The sequence below is a fragment of the Clostridium sp. LBM24168 genome, from assembly GCF_052953915.1.
In genome coordinates this window covers 2454072-2475944 of sequence record NZ_CP196861.1, presented here as the reverse complement: position 1 = coordinate 2475944, position 21873 = coordinate 2454072, and the positions used below count along the sequence as shown (strand labels likewise).

16 protein-coding genes are annotated in these 21873 nt (G+C 32.7%); 14 read left to right on the top strand and 2 right to left on the bottom strand.

Annotation, left to right across the window (positions count from 1 at the left end):
* Positions 1-61 precede the first annotated feature (61 nt).
* The 8 genes from ACSVC9_RS12290 to ACSVC9_RS12255 all read left to right on the top strand — a co-directional run bounded on the left by ACSVC9_RS12290 (position 62) and on the right by ACSVC9_RS12255 (position 7892).
* Positions 62-475: a universal stress protein gene (locus ACSVC9_RS12290; RefSeq protein ID WP_446897759.1), complete on the top strand. Its 414-nt coding sequence runs from the start codon at positions 62-64 to the stop codon at positions 473-475.
* A 141-nt stretch (positions 476-616) separates the two neighbouring features.
* Positions 617-2293 carry a formate--tetrahydrofolate ligase gene (locus tag ACSVC9_RS12285; RefSeq protein ID WP_446897758.1) on the top strand — a complete coding sequence of 559 codons (1677 nt, stop codon included), beginning with the start codon at positions 617-619 and terminating at the stop codon, positions 2291-2293.
* A 26-nt stretch (positions 2294-2319) separates the two neighbouring features.
* Positions 2320-2952: a cyclodeaminase/cyclohydrolase family protein gene (locus tag ACSVC9_RS12280; RefSeq protein ID WP_446897757.1), complete on the top strand. Its 633-nt coding sequence runs from the start codon at positions 2320-2322 to the stop codon at positions 2950-2952.
* A gap of 29 nt (positions 2953-2981) precedes the next feature.
* Entirely contained in the window at positions 2982-3836 is an 855-nt protein-coding gene (locus ACSVC9_RS12275) for a bifunctional 5,10-methylenetetrahydrofolate dehydrogenase/5,10-methenyltetrahydrofolate cyclohydrolase (RefSeq protein ID WP_446897756.1), read from the top strand.
* A gap of 179 nt (positions 3837-4015) precedes the next feature.
* Positions 4016-5452: an FAD-dependent oxidoreductase gene (locus tag ACSVC9_RS12270; protein WP_446897755.1), complete on the top strand. Its 1437-nt coding sequence runs from the start codon at positions 4016-4018 to the stop codon at positions 5450-5452.
* Positions 5453-5494: 42 nt separating this feature from the next.
* A complete protein-coding gene (locus ACSVC9_RS12265; protein ID WP_446897754.1) occupies positions 5495-6754 on the top strand; it encodes an NAD(P)/FAD-dependent oxidoreductase in 1260 nt (419 codons plus the stop codon).
* Between the two features lie 4 nt (positions 6755-6758).
* Positions 6759-7151 (top strand): DUF1667 domain-containing protein, encoded by a 393-nt coding sequence (locus ACSVC9_RS12260; protein ID WP_446897753.1) that lies wholly within the window; start codon positions 6759-6761, stop codon positions 7149-7151.
* Between the two features lie 135 nt (positions 7152-7286).
* Positions 7287-7892, top strand: a complete 606-nt coding sequence (locus ACSVC9_RS12255; protein WP_446897752.1) for a DUF1836 domain-containing protein — start codon at positions 7287-7289, stop codon at positions 7890-7892.
* A gap of 15 nt (positions 7893-7907) precedes the next feature.
* Here ACSVC9_RS12255 and ACSVC9_RS12250 read toward each other — a convergent pair whose 3' ends face one another.
* On the bottom strand, positions 7908-8555 hold the full coding sequence (locus tag ACSVC9_RS12250; protein ID WP_446897751.1) for a RusA family crossover junction endodeoxyribonuclease: 648 nt from the start codon (positions 8553-8555) through the stop codon (positions 7908-7910).
* Between the two features lie 135 nt (positions 8556-8690).
* On the opposite strand from ACSVC9_RS12250, the gene tsaD reads away from it, so the two are divergent.
* The 4 genes from tsaD (at position 8691) to ACSVC9_RS12230 (ending at position 17328) form a co-directional block, all read left to right on the top strand.
* Positions 8691-9716, top strand: coding sequence for a tRNA (adenosine(37)-N6)-threonylcarbamoyltransferase complex transferase subunit TsaD (gene tsaD, locus ACSVC9_RS12245; RefSeq protein ID WP_446897750.1), 1026 nt, complete (start codon positions 8691-8693; stop codon positions 9714-9716).
* A gap of 265 nt (positions 9717-9981) precedes the next feature.
* Positions 9982-13416 (top strand): pyruvate carboxylase, encoded by a 3435-nt coding sequence (locus ACSVC9_RS12240; RefSeq protein WP_446899853.1) that lies wholly within the window; start codon positions 9982-9984, stop codon positions 13414-13416.
* Positions 13417-13528: 112 nt separating this feature from the next.
* A complete protein-coding gene (locus ACSVC9_RS12235; RefSeq protein WP_446897749.1) occupies positions 13529-14383 on the top strand; it encodes a patatin-like phospholipase family protein in 855 nt (284 codons plus the stop codon).
* A gap of 23 nt (positions 14384-14406) precedes the next feature.
* Entirely contained in the window at positions 14407-17328 is a 2922-nt protein-coding gene (locus tag ACSVC9_RS12230) for an insulinase family protein (RefSeq protein WP_446897748.1), read from the top strand.
* 52 nt (positions 17329-17380) lie between these two features.
* Here the strand turns inward: ACSVC9_RS12230 and ACSVC9_RS12225 are convergent, their stop codons facing one another.
* On the bottom strand, positions 17381-19171 hold the full coding sequence (locus ACSVC9_RS12225) for a carbon starvation CstA family protein (protein ID WP_446897747.1): 1791 nt from the start codon (positions 19169-19171) through the stop codon (positions 17381-17383).
* A 234-nt stretch (positions 19172-19405) separates the two neighbouring features.
* Here ACSVC9_RS12225 and ACSVC9_RS12220 point away from each other — a divergent pair, with 234 nt between their 5' ends.
* Positions 19406-21106: a LytS/YhcK type 5TM receptor domain-containing protein gene (locus ACSVC9_RS12220; RefSeq protein WP_446897746.1), complete on the top strand. Its 1701-nt coding sequence runs from the start codon at positions 19406-19408 to the stop codon at positions 21104-21106.
* Entirely contained in the window at positions 21099-21872 is a 774-nt protein-coding gene (locus ACSVC9_RS12215; protein ID WP_446897745.1) for a LytR/AlgR family response regulator transcription factor, read from the top strand. The genes ACSVC9_RS12220 and ACSVC9_RS12215 overlap by 8 nt, the downstream gene beginning before the upstream one ends.
* Position 21873: the final 1 nt, after the last annotated feature.

The following is a 21873-nucleotide window of genomic DNA, read 5'->3' as shown; positions in this document are numbered from 1 at the left end:
AGGAAATAAAAGTTTTTTATAGAATAACTTAAGTAGGATATTATGGAAGGATGTGTTGTATATGGTGAAGAAAAAAATTTTAGTGCCGCTGGATGGAACTGAAAGAAGTATGCATTCTCTTGATTGGGTAAAAAAGATATTTAAAAGCGATGAAGTGAAAATAACATTGATGAATGTCAAAGAAATAGTTATAGCAAATGATATGGTTATTACAAATGATGAAATCGAAAGAGCTCAGAAGAAAAGTGAAGATATTCTGAATATTGCAGAGAAAGATCTTGAAGGTTATGAAATCGAGAAATATTGTGCTTTTGGGTATGCTGCAGATGAAATATTGTTGAAGGCAAAAAGAGATGATTACAATGTAATAGTTATGACGAAATCCACAAAAAAAGGTTTGGCCAGAATGATTGGTTCTGTAACTTCTAAAGTGGTAAAAAATGCACAGACCTTGGTTATAATTGTACCTGAATGATTTTATGTTTATGAAGCCATAATGTTAGTACATTATGGCTATTTTGCATGCATAGTAAAAAAGTTATAATCAAATTGAAAAAAATTTGTTATAATATATCTGGGATTATGAAATTGATATACATATTATGGAGGTATTAAAATGGCTTTTAAATCAGACATAGAAATAGCTCAGCAGTGTAATATGCAAAACATATTGAATATTGCTGAAAAGCTGAACATACCAGAGGAAGATGTAGAATTATATGGTAAATACAAGGCTAAAATAGACTATAATGTTCTAAAGGGCACACCTAATAAAAATGGAAAGTTAATACTATGTACTGCCATAAATCCAACTCCGGCAGGAGAAGGAAAAACTACTACTTCTATAGGATTGGCAGATGCACTTTCAAAACTTGGTAAATCTACTGTAGTAGCACTTAGGGAGCCTTCTATGGGCCCAGTTTTTGGGATTAAAGGAGGAGCAGCAGGAGGTGGATATGCCCAGGTTGTACCTATGGAGGATATAAATCTGCATTTTACAGGAGATATACATGCATTGACAGCAGCTAACAATCTCCTTGCTGCCATGATAGACAATCATATTCAACATGGAAATTCATTGAATATAGATACAAAGAGGATAACATGGAGAAGATGTTTGGACATGAATGACAGACAACTGAGGTTTATAGTAGATGGATTGGGCGGAAAAATAAATGGTAATCCTAGAGAAGATGGATTTGATATAACTGTGGCATCTGAAATAATGGCAATATTCTGTCTTGCTAACAATATAAAAGATCTAAAAGAAAGAATCTCAAGGATAATCATAGGATATAATAGAAGTGGTGATCCCGTAACTGCTCATGACCTAAAAGCTGAAGGTGCAATGGCTGCACTTCTAAAAGATGCACTGAAACCAAATTTGGTTCAGACACTTGAGGGTACCCCTGCTTTTATTCATGGTGGTCCTTTTGCAAATATTGCACATGGATGTAATTCAATAATGGCAACAAAGATGGCAAAGCATTTCGGAGATTATGCTGTTACGGAAGCTGGATTCGGTGCCGATCTTGGAGCAGAGAAATTTATCGACATAAAATGTAGAATGTCAGGATTAAAACCTGATGCCGTTGTAATAGTTGCTACTGTCAGGGCTCTTAAATATAATGGTGGTGTAGAAAAGTCGAATCTTGGTCAGGAAAATTTAGAAGCGCTTAAAGCTGGAATTCCAAATTTATTGAAACATGTAGAAAATATAACTAAGGTATTTAAATTGCCAGCAGTAGTTGCTTTGAATAGATTTCCTACAGATACAGAGGCTGAACTTAAATTAATAGAAGATGAGTGCGAGAAGCTTGGAGTAAATGTAAAGCTATCCGAAGTCTGGGAAAAAGGAGGGGAAGGAGGAATAGAGCTTGCAAAAGAAGTTCTTAGAATTATAGAAGAAGAAGAAAATAATTTTGAATTTGCTTATGATGTTGATTTGCCTATTAAAGAAAAGATAAGGGCGATAGCATCAAAAATATATGGAGCAAAAGATGTGAATTTTACTAAAGAAGCAGATAAAGAAATAAAAAATATGGAAAGATTAGGGTTTATAAATACTCCAGTGTGTGTAGCAAAGACTCAATATTCATTAACGGATGACCAAACAAGGCTTGGTAGGCCGACTGATTTTACAATTACTGTAAAACAAGTATCTATTTCTGCAGGGGCTGGCTTTATAGTTGCAATGACCGGTTCTATAATGAAAATGCCGGGACTTCCAAAAGTTCCATCGGCAGAAAAAATAGATGTGGATGAGAATGGAGTAATAAGTGGACTATTTTAATATATTTGGGTATAAGGTGATAAAATATGAAAATTATAGATAATCCATGTAGAGATTTTGTTGAAGAGCTTTCTTCTAAAAAGGCAGTACCGGGAGGCGGCGGTGCCGCAGCCATGGATGGAGCCATGGGGGCAGCACTTTTAAGTATGGTATGTAATCTTACACTGGGGAAGAAAAAATATGAGGAATATGCTGAAAAGCTGACGTCGGTGTTAGACAGTGCAGGAAAATTAACTGAAGAATTTTTGAAAATGGTGGATGAGGATGCGGAAAATTTTATGCCACTTTCAAAGGCCTATGGACTTCCATGTTGCAATGAAGAAGAAAAAATTAAGAAAGAAGAGATTCTAGATAGATGCTTGAAGTCAGCTTGTACAGTTCCTGTGAAGGTGATAAAAAGATGTTATGATACTATTATTCTTCATTCATCTGTAGTGGACAGTTGTTCAGAACTTGTACTCAGTGATATAGGTGTAGGAGTTCAATGTCTTAAAGCAGCAATTTCAAGTGCGTATCTCAATGTAATTATAAATATTAAATTCATAAAAGATAAGGATTATGTGATAAAAGTAAAAGATGAAGTGGAACCTTTATTAAAAGATGGAATTAAAATTGCAGATAATGTTTATGAAAAAGTAGTAAAAAAGCTTTCTGAATAAATTTAATATTTATGGATAGGAGATAATTGATGTACCGGATAATTAAAGGGAAACCTGTAGCAGATGATATAAGTTTTAAACTCAATTTTGAGGTGGATAATTTAAAGTCAAAAAACATTACACCTAAACTTACTATAGTAAGGGTAGGAGAAAATGGAAGCGACAGTGCCTATCAAAAAGGAGCTATAAAAAGGTGTAATAATATTGGCATAGAAATAGAAATAAAAAGGTTTCCGCAGAGTACGAGTCAAAAAGACTTCATGAATGAACTGGAAAAAATAAATATGGATGATAATGTTAATGGTATAATGATATTTAGACCGCTTCCAAAACATATTGATGAAAATGAAATAAAGTATTTGATAGATCCTAAAAAAGATGTAGATTGCTTTAATCCTGTAAATATGTCTAAAATACTTGAAAATGATAATTTGGGTTTTGCACCATGCACTGCAGCAGCTGTAATGGAGATTTTAAAATATTATAAGATTGAAGTTCAGGGTAAAAGAGTTGTTGTAATTGGTAGATCCATGGTGGTTGGTAAGCCACTTTCCCTTCTGCTTTTGAATGCAAATGCTACAGTAACTATATGTCATTCCAAAACAGAAAAAATGAAAGAAATTTGTTCAGAAGCTGATATACTTGTAGTATGTATCGGCAAATGTAATATGATAGATTCAAGTTATATTAAGCAGGGAGCAGTTGTAGTTGATGTTGGAATAAATGTAGATAAAGATGGAAATTTATGTGGTGATGTGAATACGAAAAACTGCATTGAAAAAGCTAGAATGATAACTCCGGTACCTGGTGGTGTTGGGTCAGTTACTACGTCCGTACTTGCAAAACAGGTTATTACGGCTTGTAAAACTCAACATAATCTTTAAAGTTATTTTTATTTATATATTGAATATTTTTTTGATATATGATAAACTTAATTTATAGAAAGATAATATTATTGGCAGAGTTTGTGAGAGCCAGTTTTAAGGTATAAAAATACCTTAAAACTGGCTTTTTTTTGATATGTAGATAATCGAATTTAGAATATTAAGAGGAGGCATATTCAATGTTTGATGTAGTAATTGTAGGTAGTGGGGTTACTGGAAGTATAATAGCAAGAGAATTATCAAGATATAAATTGAATATATGTGTACTTGAAGCAGATTCTGATGTGGCAAATGGTACTAGTAAGGCAAACAGTGCCATAATCCATGCAGGTTTTGATGCTAAAGCAGGTACACTTAAGGGCAAATTGAATTCAAAAGGAAACAAAATGTTTGATAAACTTTCAAAAGAACTGGATTTCCCCTTTAAGAGAATAGGCTCTCTAGTATTATGTTTTGATAAAAACAGTATATATGATCTCTATAAATTAAAAAAACAGGGAGAAGAAAATGAAGTGCCAAATCTTGAAATATTGAATGGTAATGAAGCTAAAAGGATGGAGCCAAATCTGTCAGATAAGGTATTTGCAGCTCTTTATGCTCCTACAGGTGGAATTGTATGTCCATATGAAATGACAATTGCACTGGCTGAAAATGCTGCAGATAATGGAGTGAAATTTAAGTTTGGTACAAAAGTTTTATCTATAGAAAAATGTAAAAATTTGTACAAGATAAATACCAACAAGGGTGTATTTGAGAGTAAATTAATTATAAATGCAGCCGGTGTATTTGCAGATGAAATAAACAATATGGTAAGTTCTAACAAAATCCATATAGTTCCAAGAAAAGGACAATATTGTCTGTTTGACAAAATTGCTGGGAATACAGTTTCAAGAACTATATTCCAGCTTCCAACCGAGATGGGGAAAGGAGTACTTGTTACTCCGACAGTAGATGGTAATCTCTTAATAGGACCTGATGCCGAAAATATTGATGATAAATATGATGTAACAACTACAAGTCAGGGATTGGAGTTTGTAATAGAAAAGGCTGGTTTGAGTATAAAGCAAGTTCCGGTTGGACAAATTATAACTTCGTTTTCAGGACTTAGGGCACATAGTACTTCTGGAGATTTTATAATTGGTGAAGCAGAAGATGCAAAAGGATTTATAAATGCAGCAGGAATAGAATCACCTGGACTTTCAAGTGCTCCTGCGATAGGTGAATTAATTAAGAATATAGTAGTTGAGGAGTTGAGACCTGATATAAATGAAAAATTCAATCCTATAAGAAAAGGGATACCTAAATTCAGAGAAATGAGCAATAATGAAAGAAGAAAACTTATAGCACGAGATTATAGATATGGTAGGATAATATGCAGATGTGAAACTGTTACTGAAGGAGAAATAGTAAACTCTATAAGGAGAACTCTTGGAGCAAGAACACTGGATGGAGTCAAAAAGAGAACAAGAGCTGGAATGGGAAGATGCCAATCAGGTTTCTGTACTCCAAAGGTTGTAGAGATACTTTCGAGGGAGCTGGACATATCTCCTGAAGAAGTAACTAAATCAGGGAAATACTCAAATATATTAGTTGGAAAAAATAAAGAGCATATTTGAGTTGAATATGACGCAATTTAAAAATAGTTGGAGGTTAGAAATATGGAAAAGCATGATATAGTCATAATCGGTGGTGGTCCAGCAGGACTTGCAGCTGCCATATCCGCACGGGAAAATGGGATTGATGATATATTGATACTGGAAAGGGATACCCAGCTTGGAGGAATATTGAATCAGTGTATTCACAATGGATTCGGACTTCATACTTTTAAGGAGGAATTGACAGGACCGGAGTATGCACAGAGATTTATAGATAAGGTAAAAGACATGAAAATACCGTTTAAGTTGAATACAATGGTTTTGGATCTGAGCAGAAACAGAAAAATAACAGCAGTAAATGAAGAAGATGGAATAATAGAAATAGAAGCAAATGCAGTTATACTTGCCATGGGATGTAGGGAGAGACCCAGAGGTGCCATAAATATACCTGGGAGCAGGTGTGCCGGGATATATACAGCCGGCGCGGCACAGAAATTTGTGAATGTGGAAGGATATATGCCGGGCAAGGAAGTTGTAATACTTGGATCAGGTGATATAGGACTCATAATGGCTAGGAGAATGACGCTTGAAGGTGCCAGAGTAAAAGCTGTAGTAGAACTTATGTCTTATTCCAGCGGACTTAAGAGAAATATAGTTCAGTGTCTGGATGACTTTGAAATACCATTGAAATTAAGTTATACCATTACAAATATAAAGGGAAAAGACAGAGTTGAAGGAGTAACTATTGCAGAAGTAGGTAGTGATAGAAAGCCTATCAAATCTACTGAAGAATATATACCTTGTGATACACTTCTTTTATCCGTTGGACTGCTTCCGGAAAACGAACTTTCACGAAAGGCCCATATCAAGCTTTCGAGTGTAACCGGTGGCCCACTGGTTGATGAAAGTCTTGAAACTGATGTAGAAGGTATATTTGCATGTGGGAATGTACTTCATGTTCATGACTTGGTGGACAATGTAACTCTGGAGAGTATAAATGCTGGAAAAAGTGCTGCTGAATTTATAAGTGGAAAGAGATTTGATGGAGAGAAAATAGAGATTGAAGCTGTAGATGGGATCAGATATACAGTACCTAAATATATAAATTCTAAAAATATAGAGAGATTCATAGATGTAAGGTTCAGAGTTGGTCAGGTCTACAAGGACAGTTATATATCTGTATATTTTGACGAAACTAGAGAGATGCATATCAAAAAGAGGATACTCACACCAGGAGAAATGGAAACCGTAAAACTTACTAAGTCACAATTTGAGAAACACCCTGGTTGCAAAAAAATAACCATAAAAGTAGAGGAGGAATAGTAATATGGAAAGTAGAGAATTAACTTGCATAGGTTGTCCTATGGGGTGTGAACTTTTAGTTAAATTAGATGGTGATAAAGTTATGCAAGTTATAGGTAATACTTGTAAAAAAGGAGAAATATATGGTAAAAAAGAGTGTACAAGTCCTACTAGAATAGTTACATCTTCTGTATATGTCAAAGATGGTAAAATAAATGTATTACCAGTCAAAACTGATAAGGATATTCCAAAGGAAAAAATATTTGACTTTATAAAGGCATTGAAGGGTATAGTTATACAAGCTCCTGTAAATATTGGAGATGTAGTAGTTCCAAATGTATTGGGAACAGGTATTGATATAATTGCTACCAAAAATATAGATAGAATTAGGACTATAAGTAATACCAAAAGTGCTTAACTAAATTTTTTATATTTAATTATTTAAAAATAGTCTGTACTTATAATTTTGTATGGACTATTTCCTATTTGAATTGAAATACAATTGTATATTGGGTATAATTAGCATAGAAACTGGAAGGAGAATATAAATAGTATGGACAATAATAAATTAAAAAAACTACTGGAAGAACTTTCATCCTTTGAACAGTTGAAGCTATATAGTATACCGGATATAGATTTGTATATGGACCAGGTTACTACATTTATAGATGAGAAACTAGGATATCTGAAAAGAGATGAGGATGATGCAGCTCTTACAAAAACAATGATCAATAATTATACTAAATCTGGAATACTAATGCCTCCAAATAAGAAAAAATATTCAAAGCAGCATATGATATTGATTGTACTTATTTATTATTTGAAGCATATACTATCTATAAATGACATTCAAAGATTATTTTTACCTTTAGTTGAATCAATTAATTCAGGAGAAAATCATGATGAGGATTTGGAATATATATATAACAGCTTTTTAAAAATAGAGAAAAACGAAATGGATAAATTCATAAAAGATTTTGAAGAAAAAGTTTATAATCATATAAATTCCAATGGTGAAGATACAGCTGATAGTGTAAAAATGGAAAATGGCAGCAATAAAAAAGATGTAAGCGGTTTGATTGTTATTGTAATCATGTTAGTTGTGAAGGCAAATATAGAAAAAAGAATGGCAGAAAAAATAATTGACGAGTTTTTTTAAAATCAATTTAATATATTAAAATAATTTGTTGAAACAGTCTTTACATATTATGGTATTGCCATTATTTCCATAAATTGCATTTTGAGAAGTGATGGTTTTGCCACAGATTTCACATTTTATGGAGGATTGTGAGTTATTCCTTCTTAAATCAGATTTCTTAAATGTATTTTTAGAAAAAAGTTTTACATTTTTTTTCTTATTGGAAGGAGGGGAATATAAAATTGGGTTTTCATCAGATATTCTTTTTGATATTTTATAATCTATAAAATATTGACTTTCTCCAAATAATTCCAATTCAAATCTAGGGTTGTCCTTATCATAGAATTCTTCAATAATTATCCTGCGAACTTGTGCATCATTTATTATAAGTCCACTTTTTTCTATACCGTCAAATATACTTTTAGTTATATTGTTTGTGTCTGGATGGCGTTTGCTGCTTTTATAGTATACCTTAAGTACTGCAATAAGGGCTTCTTGAAGTACAATTCCCGGATTCTGGCATCTTGCTTCATAAGCAATCTGTTCTTCATAAAGTGCATATCTGTCATGATATTTTCCAGAATTATAGGGCAAAATTGCCCTTCCGTTTATATTAAAAAGTTTAAAGTTTGATTTTGATATTGGTGAACCGCCAACTATTACTTTTGCATAAGTTTTATTCATGATATACTTCCTTGTCGATTTATTATATACCATTATAACATATAAAAATTTTATAATGAAGCAGCTTGTGTTTTATAATTACTAATAATAAAATAGTTAAAGTGACAATAATTAAAGTTAGAAAGGTAAAAAAATATGAAAAAAAATATGAAAATACTTGCAATTGAGAGCAGTTGTGATGAAACTTCAGCAGCGGTTGTATTAAACGGCAGAGAAGTGCTTTCAGATGTAATATCATCTCAAATAGATATACATACTAAATTTGGGGGCGTTGTCCCGGAAGTAGCGTCGAGAAAACACATAGAAGTTATAGGATTTGTTGTGGATAAAGCTTTAAAAGAAGCGAATTTGGGCCTAAAGGACATAGATGCTGTAGGTGTCACATATGGACCTGGACTTGTAGGTGCACTTCTTGTTGGAATTCAATATGCAAAAGGACTTGCCTATGCGCTTAAAAAACCATTGATTGGTGTAAATCATATAGAAGGACATATAAGTGCCAATTTTATACAATATAAAGAATTGTATCCTCCATTTGTATGTCTTGTGGTTTCCGGAGGACACACTTACATTGTGTATATGAAGGATTATGGAGACTTTGAGGTTCTTGGTCAAACAAGAGATGATGCTGTGGGAGAAGCCTATGACAAAGTAGCTAGGGCAATAGGACTTGGATATCCTGGAGGGCCTAAAATAGATAAATTGTCTATGGATGGAAACGAAAATGCAATTAAATTTCCGAGAGCTAATTTTCATGATAGCAAATCTCTTGATTTCTCATTCAGCGGCTTGAAATCTGCAGTACTTAATTATCTTAATCAAAAGGAAATGAAACACGAGAGAATAAATAGGGCTGATGTAGCTGCATCTTTTCAAAAGGCAGCTGTAGGATTTCTAGTAGATAATGCCATGAAAGCATGTCATATAAAGAAAGTTGATAAAATGGCAGTAGCTGGTGGTGTAGCGGCAAATACTTATCTTAGAAGGACTTTAATTGAAGCTGGTGACAGGAATGGAATAAAGATACTTTTCCCTGAATCCATACTTTGTACGGACAATGCAGCTATGATAGGAAGTGCAGCTTATTTTGAATATGGAAAAGGAAAAGTTTCAGATATGGATTTGAATGCCGTACCTAATCTGAAAATTGGTGAAAGATAGAATGAGGAAAAAATCAATTATTTTTTTTATTTAATATATTAAATTAATAAAACAAATATTGAATATTGATTGCATAGTGCTTAATTTATGTATATATAAGATTCCTATAATAATATATAATAATTGCAAGTCAAAAAAATATAATATTCAATTGAAATAATTTTAATACTTATATATAATAGTGTTATGTCTAAAAATTATTTATAATTGCATGATAAATTAATTTTAATTTATCATTTTTTACATAAGGGGTTGGTTTGCTTTGATAAAAAAATTTAAAAGGGTTCTTGTAGCAAATAGAGGAGAAATTGCTATAAGGGTATTTAGGGCGTGTCAAGAATTAGGTATAAGAACTGTGGCTATTTATTCGAATGAAGATAAGAGATCTCTATTTAGAACTAAGGCTGATGAAGCCTATTTAATAGGAAAAAATAGGGGACCTGTAGAAGCCTATCTGGATATTGATGAAATAATAAGTCTAGCCTTGAAAAAGGGCGTAGATGCTATACATCCTGGATATGGTTTCCTATCTGAAAATCATGAATTCGCAAAAAAGTGTGAAGATGTAGGAATAGAATTTATAGGTCCTACGTCCAGCATGATGGAAAAGCTTGGTGACAAAATTACCTCCAAGATAGTTGCGGAAAAAGTAGGAGTCAAAACGATTCCAGGCGTAAAAAAGCCAATAAAATCGGAAGATGAAGCAATAGAATATGCCAGATATTGTGGATATCCGATTATGATTAAAGCGGCTGATGGCGGCGGTGGAAGAGGAATGAGGATAATTCAAAAAGAGGAGGATTTGCTTGAAGCCTACAAAAATGCTAAAAGTGAAGCCCTGAAAGCTTTTGGATCAGATGAAATGTTTATTGAAAAGTATATTGAAAATCCAAAGCATATAGAAGTCCAGGTGCTTGGGGATAAGTATGGGAATATAGTTCATCTTTATGAAAGGGATTGTTCCATACAGAGAAGACATCAAAAAGTTATAGAATTTACTCCTGCTTTTGCACTTCCACAGGAGCTAAGGGATGATATATGCCGTGATGCGCTTAAAATAGCAGGGTCTGTAGATTATAGAAGTGCTGGTACACTGGAATTTCTAGTAGATAAGCATGGAGACCACTATTTTATAGAGATGAATCCCAGAATTCAGGTAGAACATACTGTAACTGAAATGGTAACAGGGATAGATATAGTCCAGAATCAGATACTTATAGCCGAAGGGTATAGTCTTAATTCCAAAGAGGTGGGTATTGCTTCACAGGATGATATAAAGCCCAGAGGATATGCTATTCAATGTAGAATTACTACAGAAGATCCATCAAATAATTTTTCACCAGATACAGGAAGAATTGACAAGTATATGACTGGATCTGGGTTTGGCATAAGACTTGATGGAGGGAATGGTTTTACAGGCGCGATTATAAGTCCATACTATGACAGCCTTCTTGTAAAGACGATATCTTGGTCGAGGACATTTCAGGATGCTGTAAGAAAGGCCATCAGGTCGGTAAAGGAAACTGTTATAGCAGGAGTAAAAACAAATATAGATTTTTTGATAAATGTATTAAATCATGAAGATTTCATAAAAGGTAAGTGTGATACTAATTTTATAGCAAATAATCCCGAATTATTTGAAATATCACCTACACAGGATACCGAACTGAAAATATTGAAATTCATAGGAGAAAAAGTTGTAAATGAGACTCGTGGAGAGAAAAGGGATTTTGATATTCCGGTAGTTCCAAAAGTAAAATCCGAGGAAGAAATTAGAGGAACAAAGCAAATATTGGATGAACAAGGTCCGGAAGGACTGGTGAAGTGGATTAGATCTCAAAGCAAATTGCTGCTTACGGATACTACCATGAGAGATGCGCATCAATCTCTTATGGCTACGAGAATGAGAACTAAAGATATGCTGAAAATAGCAAGAGAAGAATCAATTATGGCAAAGGACTTGTTTTCTATGGAGATGTGGGGTGGGGCAACATTTGATGTAGCCTATAGATTTTTAAAGGAATCACCATGGAAAAGGCTCGAGGAACTTAGAGAAAGAATTCCAAATATACTTTTCCAGATGCTTTTAAGAGGTGCTAATGCAGTTGGATATAAGAATTATCCTGATAATGTAATAAGGAATTTTATAAAGGAATCTGCACAATCAGGAATTGATGTATTTAGAATATTTGATTCACTCAACTGGTTGAAGGGAATAGAAGTAGCAGTAGATGAAGCATTGAATCAGGGAAAGGTAGCCGAAGCATGCATGTGTTATACTGGTGATATACTTGATACGGACAGAGATAAATATACTCTTAATTACTATGTGAATTTTGCAAAAAGCATTGAAAAATCAGGAGCACACATACTTGGCATAAAAGATATGTCAGCACTTTTAAAACCTTATGCTGCTGCCAAGCTCATAAAAGCACTTAAAAATGAAATATCTATACCTATACATCTTCATACCCATGATACAACTGGAAATGGAGTAGCCACTATACTCATGGCTGCACATGCAGGGGTGGATATAGCAGATGTTGCCTTCAGCAGTATGTCGGGACTTACAAGTCAGCCTTCTCTGAACTCAGTGGTTGCTGCACTTAAAAATACAAGCAGAGATACCAAGCTGGATCAGGATAATCTGCAAAAAATTTCCGATTACTGGAGTGCAGTTAGACCTGTTTACAGTCAATTTGAATCAGGGCTAAAAACTGGAAGTGCAGAAATATATAAATATGAAATACCTGGCGGGCAGTATTCAAATTTGAAGCCTCAAGTTGAAAGCTTCGGGCTTGGACATCGATTTGAAGATGTAAAGGAAATGTATAGAAGAGTAAATATTATGATGGGAGATATAGTAAAAGTAACACCTTCTTCAAAGATGGTTGGTGATATGGCTATATTCATGATTAAAAATGGACTTGATGAAGAAAATATATATGAAAAAGGTAAAAATCTCACTTTCCCTGATTCTGTAGTTTCATATTTTAAGGGAATGATGGGGCAGCCCATGGGAGGATTCCCTAAAAAACTCCAAAAATTGGTTCTCAAAGGTGAAAAGCCTCTTGCTGGAAGACCTGGTGAGTTACTCCCACCGGAGGATTTTGACAAAATAGAAGAGAAACTTTCGAAAAAGTATAAGAGAAAATTTTCAAATAAGGAATTGTTGAGTTATGCACTCTATCCGGACGTTTATGAAGACTATTTAAAATATTTAAAAGAGCATGGAGATTTCAGCTGTATGGGAAGTGATATATTCTTTCATGGACTTCGTGAAGGCGAAACCTGTGAAATTGATATAGCTGAAGGAAAGACGCTTATTATACAACTTCTTGAAATATGTAAAGTTGATTCAGAAGGATATAGATATTTAGTATTTGAAGTAGATGGAAACAGAAGAGATGTTAGAATTAAGGATAGGGCAAGTATGGAAGCTGCGCATTCTTATGAAGAAGGGGTTGCGATGGTGGATCCTGACAATGAGAAGGAAATAGGTGCAAGTATACCTGGAACCATTGTAAAGATACTTGTAAATCCAGGGGATAGTGTAAAAGAAGGCCAAAGCCTTGTAGTTATAGAGGCCATGAAAATGGAAACAAATATAACAGCTGGTGAAAGTGGTATTATAGATGGAATATTTGTCAAAGAAAAACAGCAGGTTAAATCGGGACAACTTTTGATCAGATTTAAATAAATTTTATGAATATATGGGATTCAACATAAAATATTTATTTTATGTTGAATCCCATTTTTTATTTATGTTAGAATATTTATAATTTCATAATTTTAGAGGAGGATGATAAAATATGGAAAACATAGGTTTAGTTCTAGAAGGTGGGGGAATGAGGGGACTGTATACAGCAGGAGTCCTGGATTTTTTTATGGAGAAGAATCTATATTTTCCATATGTAATAGGGGTTTCTATGGGAGCTTGTAATGCTGCATCTTATATTTCAAGGCAGAAAGGGAGAAATAAAAGAATAAATATAAATTATATTGATGATCCTAGGTATTTAAGTATTAAGAATTGGATTTCAAGAAAGGGAATATTCGGTTCTGATTTTATATTTAACGAAATACCGAATAAACTAGAATTGTTCAATACAGAAACTTTTAATAACTCAAGTGAAAGATTTGTTATAGGTGCCACCGATTGTGATAATGGAAAACCTGTATATTTTGAAAAGGATAAATGCAAGGATGACATACTGGATATTATTAAAGCATCTAGCAGTTTGCCTTTTATGGCACCTATTGTAAAATATAAAGGAATAAATCTTCTTGACGGAGGTATTTCAGATCCAATACCAGTGAAAAAATCTATTAAAGATGGGAATAATAGAAATGTAATAATACTTACTAGAAATAAAGGCTATGTGAAAAAACCTTTTAAGCTAAAAATTTTGGCAAAAAAGGTCTACAGTTCCCACAAGGGTTTGATAGACTCAATGATGAACCGCTATAAAAAATACAATGACACAATAAGATATATTGAGAAATTGGAAAGCGAAGGAAAAGCATTTGTAATACGCCCTTCGAAAGTAATGAAAGTTAAACGAATAGAAAAAAACAAGAGAAAGCTTACTGAACTTTATGAACAGGGGTATAAAGAGGCAAAAAAGTATTATGATCATCTGAATAACTGGCTTGAATTAAATTAATAAGATGTGAGAGGAGAATATAAATGAATATAGGAGAAAGTTACAGTGGTTTTAAATTTATAGAAAAAAAGAATATAGCTGAGTTAAATTCTACTGGAATGATTTTTCAGCATGAGAGAAGTGGTGCAAGATTATTTTTTTTGAAAAATGACGATGAAAATAAAGTATTTGCTATAAGTTTTAGGACACCTCCTGAGGATAGCAAGGGGATACCTCATATACTTGAGCATTCTGTATTGTGTGGTTCTAGAAAATTTCCTGTAAAAGAACCTTTTGTTGAACTTGTTAAAGGTTCGATGAATACTTTTTTAAATGCTTTTACTTTCCCGGATAAGACGATGTATCCTGTAGCAAGTATAAATGACAGGGATTTTGAAAACCTTATGGATGTATATCTTGACGCGGTCTTTTATCCCAACATATATAAATATCCTGAAATTATGATGCAAGAGGGTTGGCACTATGAACTGGATAATAAAGATGCTGATATAGCATATAAAGGTGTGGTATATAATGAAATGAAAGGAGCATTTTCATCTCCTGAATCAATATTGTTTAGAAAAATTTCTGAATCACTTTATCCTCATACACAGTATGCAGTTGAATCAGGAGGCGATCCAGATATAATACCTACGCTCACGAGAAATGAGTTTATTGCATTTCACAGCCGATATTATCATCCATCAAACAGTTATATATATCTGTACGGAAATATGGATATAGAAGAAAAACTTAAATTTTTGAATGATAATTATTTAAAAGATTTCAATAAGATAAGTGTGGATTCAACTCTTCGGAAAGAGCCTCCATTTAGAAGCAAAAGAGAGATGAATATAAATTATCCTATATCAAGTGCTGAAAAAGACATAGATAAAACATTTTTAAGTTTGAATTATTCTGTAGGAAATGCATCAGATTCAAAACTTTATCTAGCTTTTGACATATTGGAGCATATGCTTCTTGAAACACCGTCTTCCCCACTGAAAAAAGCATTAATAGATGCAAATATAGGCAAAGATGTATTTGGAGCATTTGAGGCAAGTATGCTTCAGCCAATGTTTAGCATAGTAGTTAAAAATTCAAATGAAAGTGAGAAAGATAGATTTGAAAAAGTAGTAACAAATACACTGCAGAGACTTGTAGATAGTGGAATAGATAAAAAATTAATAGAAGCATCTATTAATATAAAGGAATTTGGATTAAGAGAAGCTGATTATCAAGGATATCCAAAAGGGTTAATTTACGGCATGAAGGTTATGGATGGATGGCTTTATGATGCAAAACCATGGATACACCTTACATACGAGGAAAATTTAAATAATATAAAATCTTCACTAAAAGATAATTACTTTGAAAGACTTATAGAAAGTTACATTTTAAATAATAATCATAGTTCATTTATAATGATTAAACCTGAAAAAGGTCTTGAGGAAAAAAGGGAGCTGACTTTAAAAGCTAAGCTTAAAGAGTTTAAGGATGAACTTAATGAAAATGAATTGAATAAAATAATTTTAGATGCAAAAAATTTACACGAAAGACAAAAAAGTGAGGACAAAAAAGAAGATTTAGAAAAAATACCGCTTTTGTCTATATCCGATATAGACAAAAAAGCAAAGAAGCTTGAATTGATTATAAAGAATGATTTTGATGTAAAAACATTGTTTCATCCTGCATCTACCAATGGAATTATTTATATAGATCTGTATTTTGGGGCAGATACCGTGAAAAAAGAATTGATACCATATGTATCTCTTTTAGGGACTGTACTTGGAAAGACGAGTACAGAGAATTGCAATTATGAAGAATTGTCTAAAGATATCAATATATACACGGGCGGTATAAAATTTATAACTGAATCTCTTTACGATAGTAAAAGTACAGACATGTTTTATCCAAAGTTCATAGTAAGATCTAAGGTGCTGACAAATAATGTGGAAAGACTTTCAAAACTGGTAAATGAAATTATAAATCACACTAAATTTGATGAATATAAGAGAATAAAGGAGATAATCCAGGAAACTAAATCAAGAATGGAGATGATAATGTTTGATAGAGGTCATATTGTAGCCGCAAATCATACAATGTCTTATTTTTCTAATATGGGGAAATATGATGACCTGCTAAATGGGCTTGGATTTTATAAATTTATATGTGATGTAGAAAAGAATTTTGATGATGAGAAAGAAAAAATAGGTGCTAATCTAAAAAAAGTTGCTTCGTATATATTTGATAAAAACAATTTGATTACAGGAGTTACTTGTGAGTCTAAAGATTATGATATATTCAAGAAAAATATGATTGAAATATATGAGGGGCTTCAAAAGAATACTGTTGAACACAATAAATATGATTTTAAGTTGGAAGCTAAAAATGAAGGCCTGATGACTTCAGGAAAGGTTCAATATGTAGCAAAAGCTTACAATTTTAAAAAACTTGGTTATTCATATAATGGCAGCATGCAGGTTTTAAAGTCGATAGCCAATTATGACTATCTGTGGAATCAGGTAAGAGTTCAAGGTGGGGCCTATGGTTGTTTCTCTGCATTTTTGAGAAATGGAAATGTATTTTTTACATCTTATAGAGATCCTAACCTTAATAAAACTATTGACGTATATGATAGGGCAGGAGAATTTTTTGAAAAGTTCAAAGCCGACAACAGACAGATGAACAAGTATATAATAGGAACTATATCTGATCTGGATTATCCACTTTCACCTTCACTTGAAGGCCAGCGAGCCTTTGAAAATTATATGAAAAATGTAACTTATAGGGATATTCAACAAGAGAGGGAAGAAATTTTAGAAACTACTGCTGATGATATAAAAAAGTTTGCCTCACTTGTTTCAGATGTGATGAAGCAAAATTATTTATGTGTGCTTGGGAATGAACAAAAGATAAAGGATAATAAGAATATATTTAACAGAACTTTAAATTTGTTTGAATAATAATAAACCACATGGTGAAATTTCACCATGTGGTTTATAGTTACTATAGTAGCTAAATTACACTGTTTTCATTTAAATTATTGTAATCTCCGGATTTTAAATCTTTAATCCAGTGTCGTATGCTCTCATATAATATTACTACAAGTATTGCTATTAGTATAAAAGAAAGTACTACAAGCAGATGTTTGCTGTTTGGTATATAATTTGAGAATATATTTGTAATAGAAGCCATAAGTGTCATTACAGATATAAATACCATAGGAAGTATCGTCATTGGTATATATTTTTTCTTTCCCATTCTTATAAGTACTGATGTACCTATTGCAAAGGCTATAGCCGCTAGACTCTGATTTGCTACACCAAATAAAGGCCATATTGTAGATATATTTCCTGTATATAGAAGGTAACCCCAGGAAAATGACATCAGAAAACTGAAAAATATAATATTGAACCAGGAATCTCTTTTCCTGAAAGGCTTATATACTTTCCCCAATAAATCCTGGAACAGATATCTACCTATTCTTGTACCGGAATCTATGGTTGTGAGTATAAATAATGCCTCAAACATTATGCAGAAATGGTACCAATATGACATCAAGCCCTTCATACCAGGTATCTTGTAAAATACATAGGACATACCAACGGCTAGGGATACAGATCCACCAGGTCTTCCTGCAAGTTGTTCTCCTACCATTTGTGAAAGCATAGGAAGCTCTTTTGGGATCATTCCTAATTTTTGAAAAGCAGCTGGTGCAGAATTTATAGCAAAATAATCGGCAGTTGGAAGACAGGTTGCTGCAATTAATGCCATAAGTGCTATAAAAGATTCTATGATCATTGAACCATATCCTATAGGTAATATATCTTTTTCATTTGATATAAGTTTAGGTGTAGTTCCAGTACCTATTAGAGAATGGAATCCTGATAATGCACCACAGGCTATAGTTATAAATACAAATGGAATGACCTTACCTGGAACTATAGGCCCTCCTCCACTTATAAATTGTGTAACTGCAGGCATCTGAAGAGTAGGTCTTACAAGTATTATACCTATTACGAGGAGTCCTATAACTCCGAGTTTCATGTAAGTGCTCAAATAGTCCCTTGGAAGAAGTAAAAGCCATACAGGAAGAACTGATGCACAGAATCCGTAAAGAGCAAGAATAAGTGACATTTGTTTCAGATTAAAAGTTAAATATGGTGCCAGAGCTGAATGTTGAACATAAGGTCCTGCAATGACGCCAACTAGAATAAGAAGCATTCCTATAACAGTAGCTTCTGCTATTTTACCTGGTCTTAAAAATTTAAGATATATACCAATAAAAATAGCTACAGGAATTGTAAAACCTACGGTAAAGGTTCCCCATGGACTGTTATAAAGTGAATTTACGATAGGAAGACCTAGACCGGCCATGGTTATTACAAGTATAAATATAACTGAAATAGACGTGATAAGACCCATTCTTTCACCAAGATTTTTCCTTGCTATTTCTGCAATAGATTGTCCATCTTGTCTAACTGAAGCAAACAAAATAACCATGTCATGAACACCACCTGCAAGAACACCGCCAATCAAAATCCACAGTGTACCAGGTAGATATCCGAATTGTGCAGCTAAGACAGGCCCTATAAGAGGTCCTGCACCGGCGATTGCAGCAAAATGATGACCTAGCAGTACCCATTTGTTAGTTGGAACATAGTCATGTCCATCATCAAACTTTTTAGACGGAACTTCTCTTGTTTCGTCTAAAACAAGAACTTTGGCTGCAATAAAAGCTCCGTAAAACCTATACCCTAAGACTAATACAAGTGCGCCTACTATTACAAGTACTATTGAGTTCATAAAAAAACCTCCCTGAATTTTTAATATTTGTAAATAGTAAAAATTATTAAATCGATTTCACATATATATTAATACTTTATATGTAAATTTGATATCGAAATTCCTTAAAGTGATAAAATTTAACCATGAATTGTAATAATAAGATGTTGAATGGTAAATATGATTTTCACCTTGACAATAATTGATAATTGGTAAAGAATAAAAATATAGTTTGATACTACTGGAGGGATTGGTATGATATATATACAATTGCTTGAGAGTATGTCATTAATAGCTTTAGCAGCATATATGTATAATCAAACTCGTATTTTTAAAAATTTGGTTATTAGGGGTGAACTTGAAATCACAGACAAGTTCTTGCTTATTGTATTTTTTAGTGTTTTAGGTATCATAGGAAACTATACTGGAATAAATGTACAAACACATGTTATAAGTAATATTAAACATAACATAGGTTTGAATGATGCAATAGCAAATGTAAGACCTATAGCTGCGATTGTTTCTGGATACATAGGAGGACCTATGGTTGGAATTTCAGTTGGAATTGTAAGCGGCCTTCACAGGTATTTTTTAGGAGGATTTACTGCATTTGCTTGTGCCATAGCAACGATTTCAGAGGGAATGGTTGGTGCAGCTGTTAGGAAATACTCAAAAAGTGCTGACTTTAGCGTTCAACATATATTTATTGGTACAATTGCTGCAGAGATAATTCAGATGTGTATAATTCTAATATTTTCAAAGCCTTTTGATGAATCATTTAAATTGGTACATATTATAGCATTGCCTATGATATTGATAAATTCCTTTGGAGCTGCAATTTTTGTGAATATAATTAAGAATGCAAAAGAATCATATAATAGGGTTGGAGCCATGCATGCGCAAAAAGCACTTAATATTGCACAAAAAACTGTCAATTACATGCGTCAGGGACTTAATTTAGAAACTGCACAAAATGTATCACAAATAATATATGAGATGTCAAATATAGAAGGAGCTTTTATTGGGGATAAAAATAATCTCCTTGCATATTCTGGAATTCAACTGAACAAAATAAAATTATGCAGTAGATTAAAAGAGTACTATTTGAATCCACATTATGAAATTATAGAAATATCAGATAATGATAAAAAATTGTTTTTTATTTGTATGCCGTTTAATATACGTAATTCTGGTTTTGAAGGAGTACTTGGGCTTGGGGTGAGGTCTAAAAAACATTTGAATCCATATTTTAAACAGTTTGTTGAAGAGTTAAGCGATTTGTTATCGAATCAGATAGAACTTTACAAACTGAATAAACTTGCACAAGAGGCATCAACAGCTAAATTTAGAGCTCTTAGAGCACAGATAGAGCCACATTTTCTATTTAATGCATTAAATACAATTGCTTCACTTTGCAGAACTAATCCTCTGAAAGCTAGAGAGTTAATAGTGGATTTGTCGAATTATTTTAGACAGACTTTAAAAAAACAGGAGGATTTTGTAACGCTTGGAGAGGAAATAGAATTTATCAGATCATATCTCTCTATAGAGGAAGCAAGATTTGGTGATAGATTAAAATTGATTATAGATATACCGGATTTTTTAATAAACAGTAGAATACCTGTATTTGTCCTTCAGCCTATTGTGGAAAATGCAATAAAACATGGCATACTTCCAAAGGCAGAAGGTGGTAGCATTTTTTTAAAGGCTGTTCCATATAAAGAAAAGAATTCAAATATACTATTTTCTGTAGAAGATAATGGGATTGGAATGGATAGTGCTAAATTGAATTATGTAACTAGCAATTGGCCGGGTATAGGACTTAGAAATGTAAATGAACGTTTAAAATTGTTATATGGGGAAGATTACGGAATTGATATAAAAACTTCATTAAATAATGGGACAAAAATAAGTTTTGTTATACCAATGGAGGAGGTATGTGTTTTAAATGAATAATAAATTGAGTTGTATTATTGTTGAAGATGAAATACCATCAGCGCAGGAACTGGAATATATAATATCTCAATATAAAGATATAAAAGTTGATGGAATTGCAACTAACGGTGAAGAAGGAATAAAACTTGTAAAATCTAAAAAACCAAATGCAGTTTTTTTAGATATAAATATGCCTCTCAAAAATGGAATTGAACTTGCAAAAGAAATCAAAAATATTGATAGTTCGATGGACATAATATTTATAACAGCTTATGAAGAATATGCAATTGAAGCTTTTAAATTATATGCCCTTGATTATATATTGAAGCCATTTAATGAAAAAAGAATAGAAATTACTTTAGATAGATTGAGAAATAAATGGAAAGATAAATTAGGTGGTATGGAGTCATTACCGGAAATTATAAATGAGATAATGAATAAGCTTGATAGGGAAAGAAAATTAGCGAAAAGGATTCCATGCTATAAAAATGGAAAAATAGTATTTATAGATATAGAGGATATATTTTTTTGCTATATTAAGGATGAAAAAACATATGTTAAAACAGCAAGAGAAAGGTATTTTATTGGATCCACTCTTTGTCAAATAGAAGAAAAAACGAATTTTTTTAGAGCTCATAGAAGTTATCTTGTAAATATGAATAATATAAAGGAAATGTACTCATGGTTTAATGGAACTTATAAACTGGTTATGAATGACAAGGAAAAGTCGGAAATACCGATAAGTAGAAACAATGTAAAAAAGTTAAGAGAATATTTTAAAATATAAG

Bases quoted from the DNA above. Each gene is read 5' to 3' on its own strand.
- ACSVC9_RS12290 (WP_446897759.1), top strand. From the start codon at position 62: ATGGTGAAGAAAAAAATTTTAGTGCCGCTGGATGGAACTGAAAGAAGT.
- ACSVC9_RS12285 (WP_446897758.1), top strand. From the start codon at position 617: ATGGCTTTTAAATCAGACATAGAAATAGCTCAGCAGTGTAATATGCAA.
- ACSVC9_RS12280 (WP_446897757.1), top strand. From the start codon at position 2,320: ATGAAAATTATAGATAATCCATGTAGAGATTTTGTTGAAGAGCTTTCT.
- ACSVC9_RS12275 (WP_446897756.1), top strand. From the start codon at position 2,982: ATGTACCGGATAATTAAAGGGAAACCTGTAGCAGATGATATAAGTTTT.
- ACSVC9_RS12270 (WP_446897755.1), top strand. From the start codon at position 4,016: ATGTTTGATGTAGTAATTGTAGGTAGTGGGGTTACTGGAAGTATAATA.
- ACSVC9_RS12265 (WP_446897754.1), top strand. From the start codon at position 5,495: ATGGAAAAGCATGATATAGTCATAATCGGTGGTGGTCCAGCAGGACTT.
- ACSVC9_RS12260 (WP_446897753.1), top strand. From the start codon at position 6,759: ATGGAAAGTAGAGAATTAACTTGCATAGGTTGTCCTATGGGGTGTGAA.
- ACSVC9_RS12255 (WP_446897752.1), top strand. From the start codon at position 7,287: ATGGACAATAATAAATTAAAAAAACTACTGGAAGAACTTTCATCCTTT.
- ACSVC9_RS12250 (WP_446897751.1), bottom strand. From the start codon at position 8,555: ATGAATAAAACTTATGCAAAAGTAATAGTTGGCGGTTCACCAATATCA.
- tsaD (WP_446897750.1), top strand. From the start codon at position 8,691: ATGAAAAAAAATATGAAAATACTTGCAATTGAGAGCAGTTGTGATGAA.
- ACSVC9_RS12235 (WP_446897749.1), top strand. From the start codon at position 13,529: ATGGAAAACATAGGTTTAGTTCTAGAAGGTGGGGGAATGAGGGGACTG.
- ACSVC9_RS12230 (WP_446897748.1), top strand. From the start codon at position 14,407: ATGAATATAGGAGAAAGTTACAGTGGTTTTAAATTTATAGAAAAAAAG.
- ACSVC9_RS12225 (WP_446897747.1), bottom strand. From the start codon at position 19,171: ATGAACTCAATAGTACTTGTAATAGTAGGCGCACTTGTATTAGTCTTA.
- ACSVC9_RS12220 (WP_446897746.1), top strand. From the start codon at position 19,406: ATGATATATATACAATTGCTTGAGAGTATGTCATTAATAGCTTTAGCA.
- ACSVC9_RS12215 (WP_446897745.1), top strand. From the start codon at position 21,099: ATGAATAATAAATTGAGTTGTATTATTGTTGAAGATGAAATACCATCA.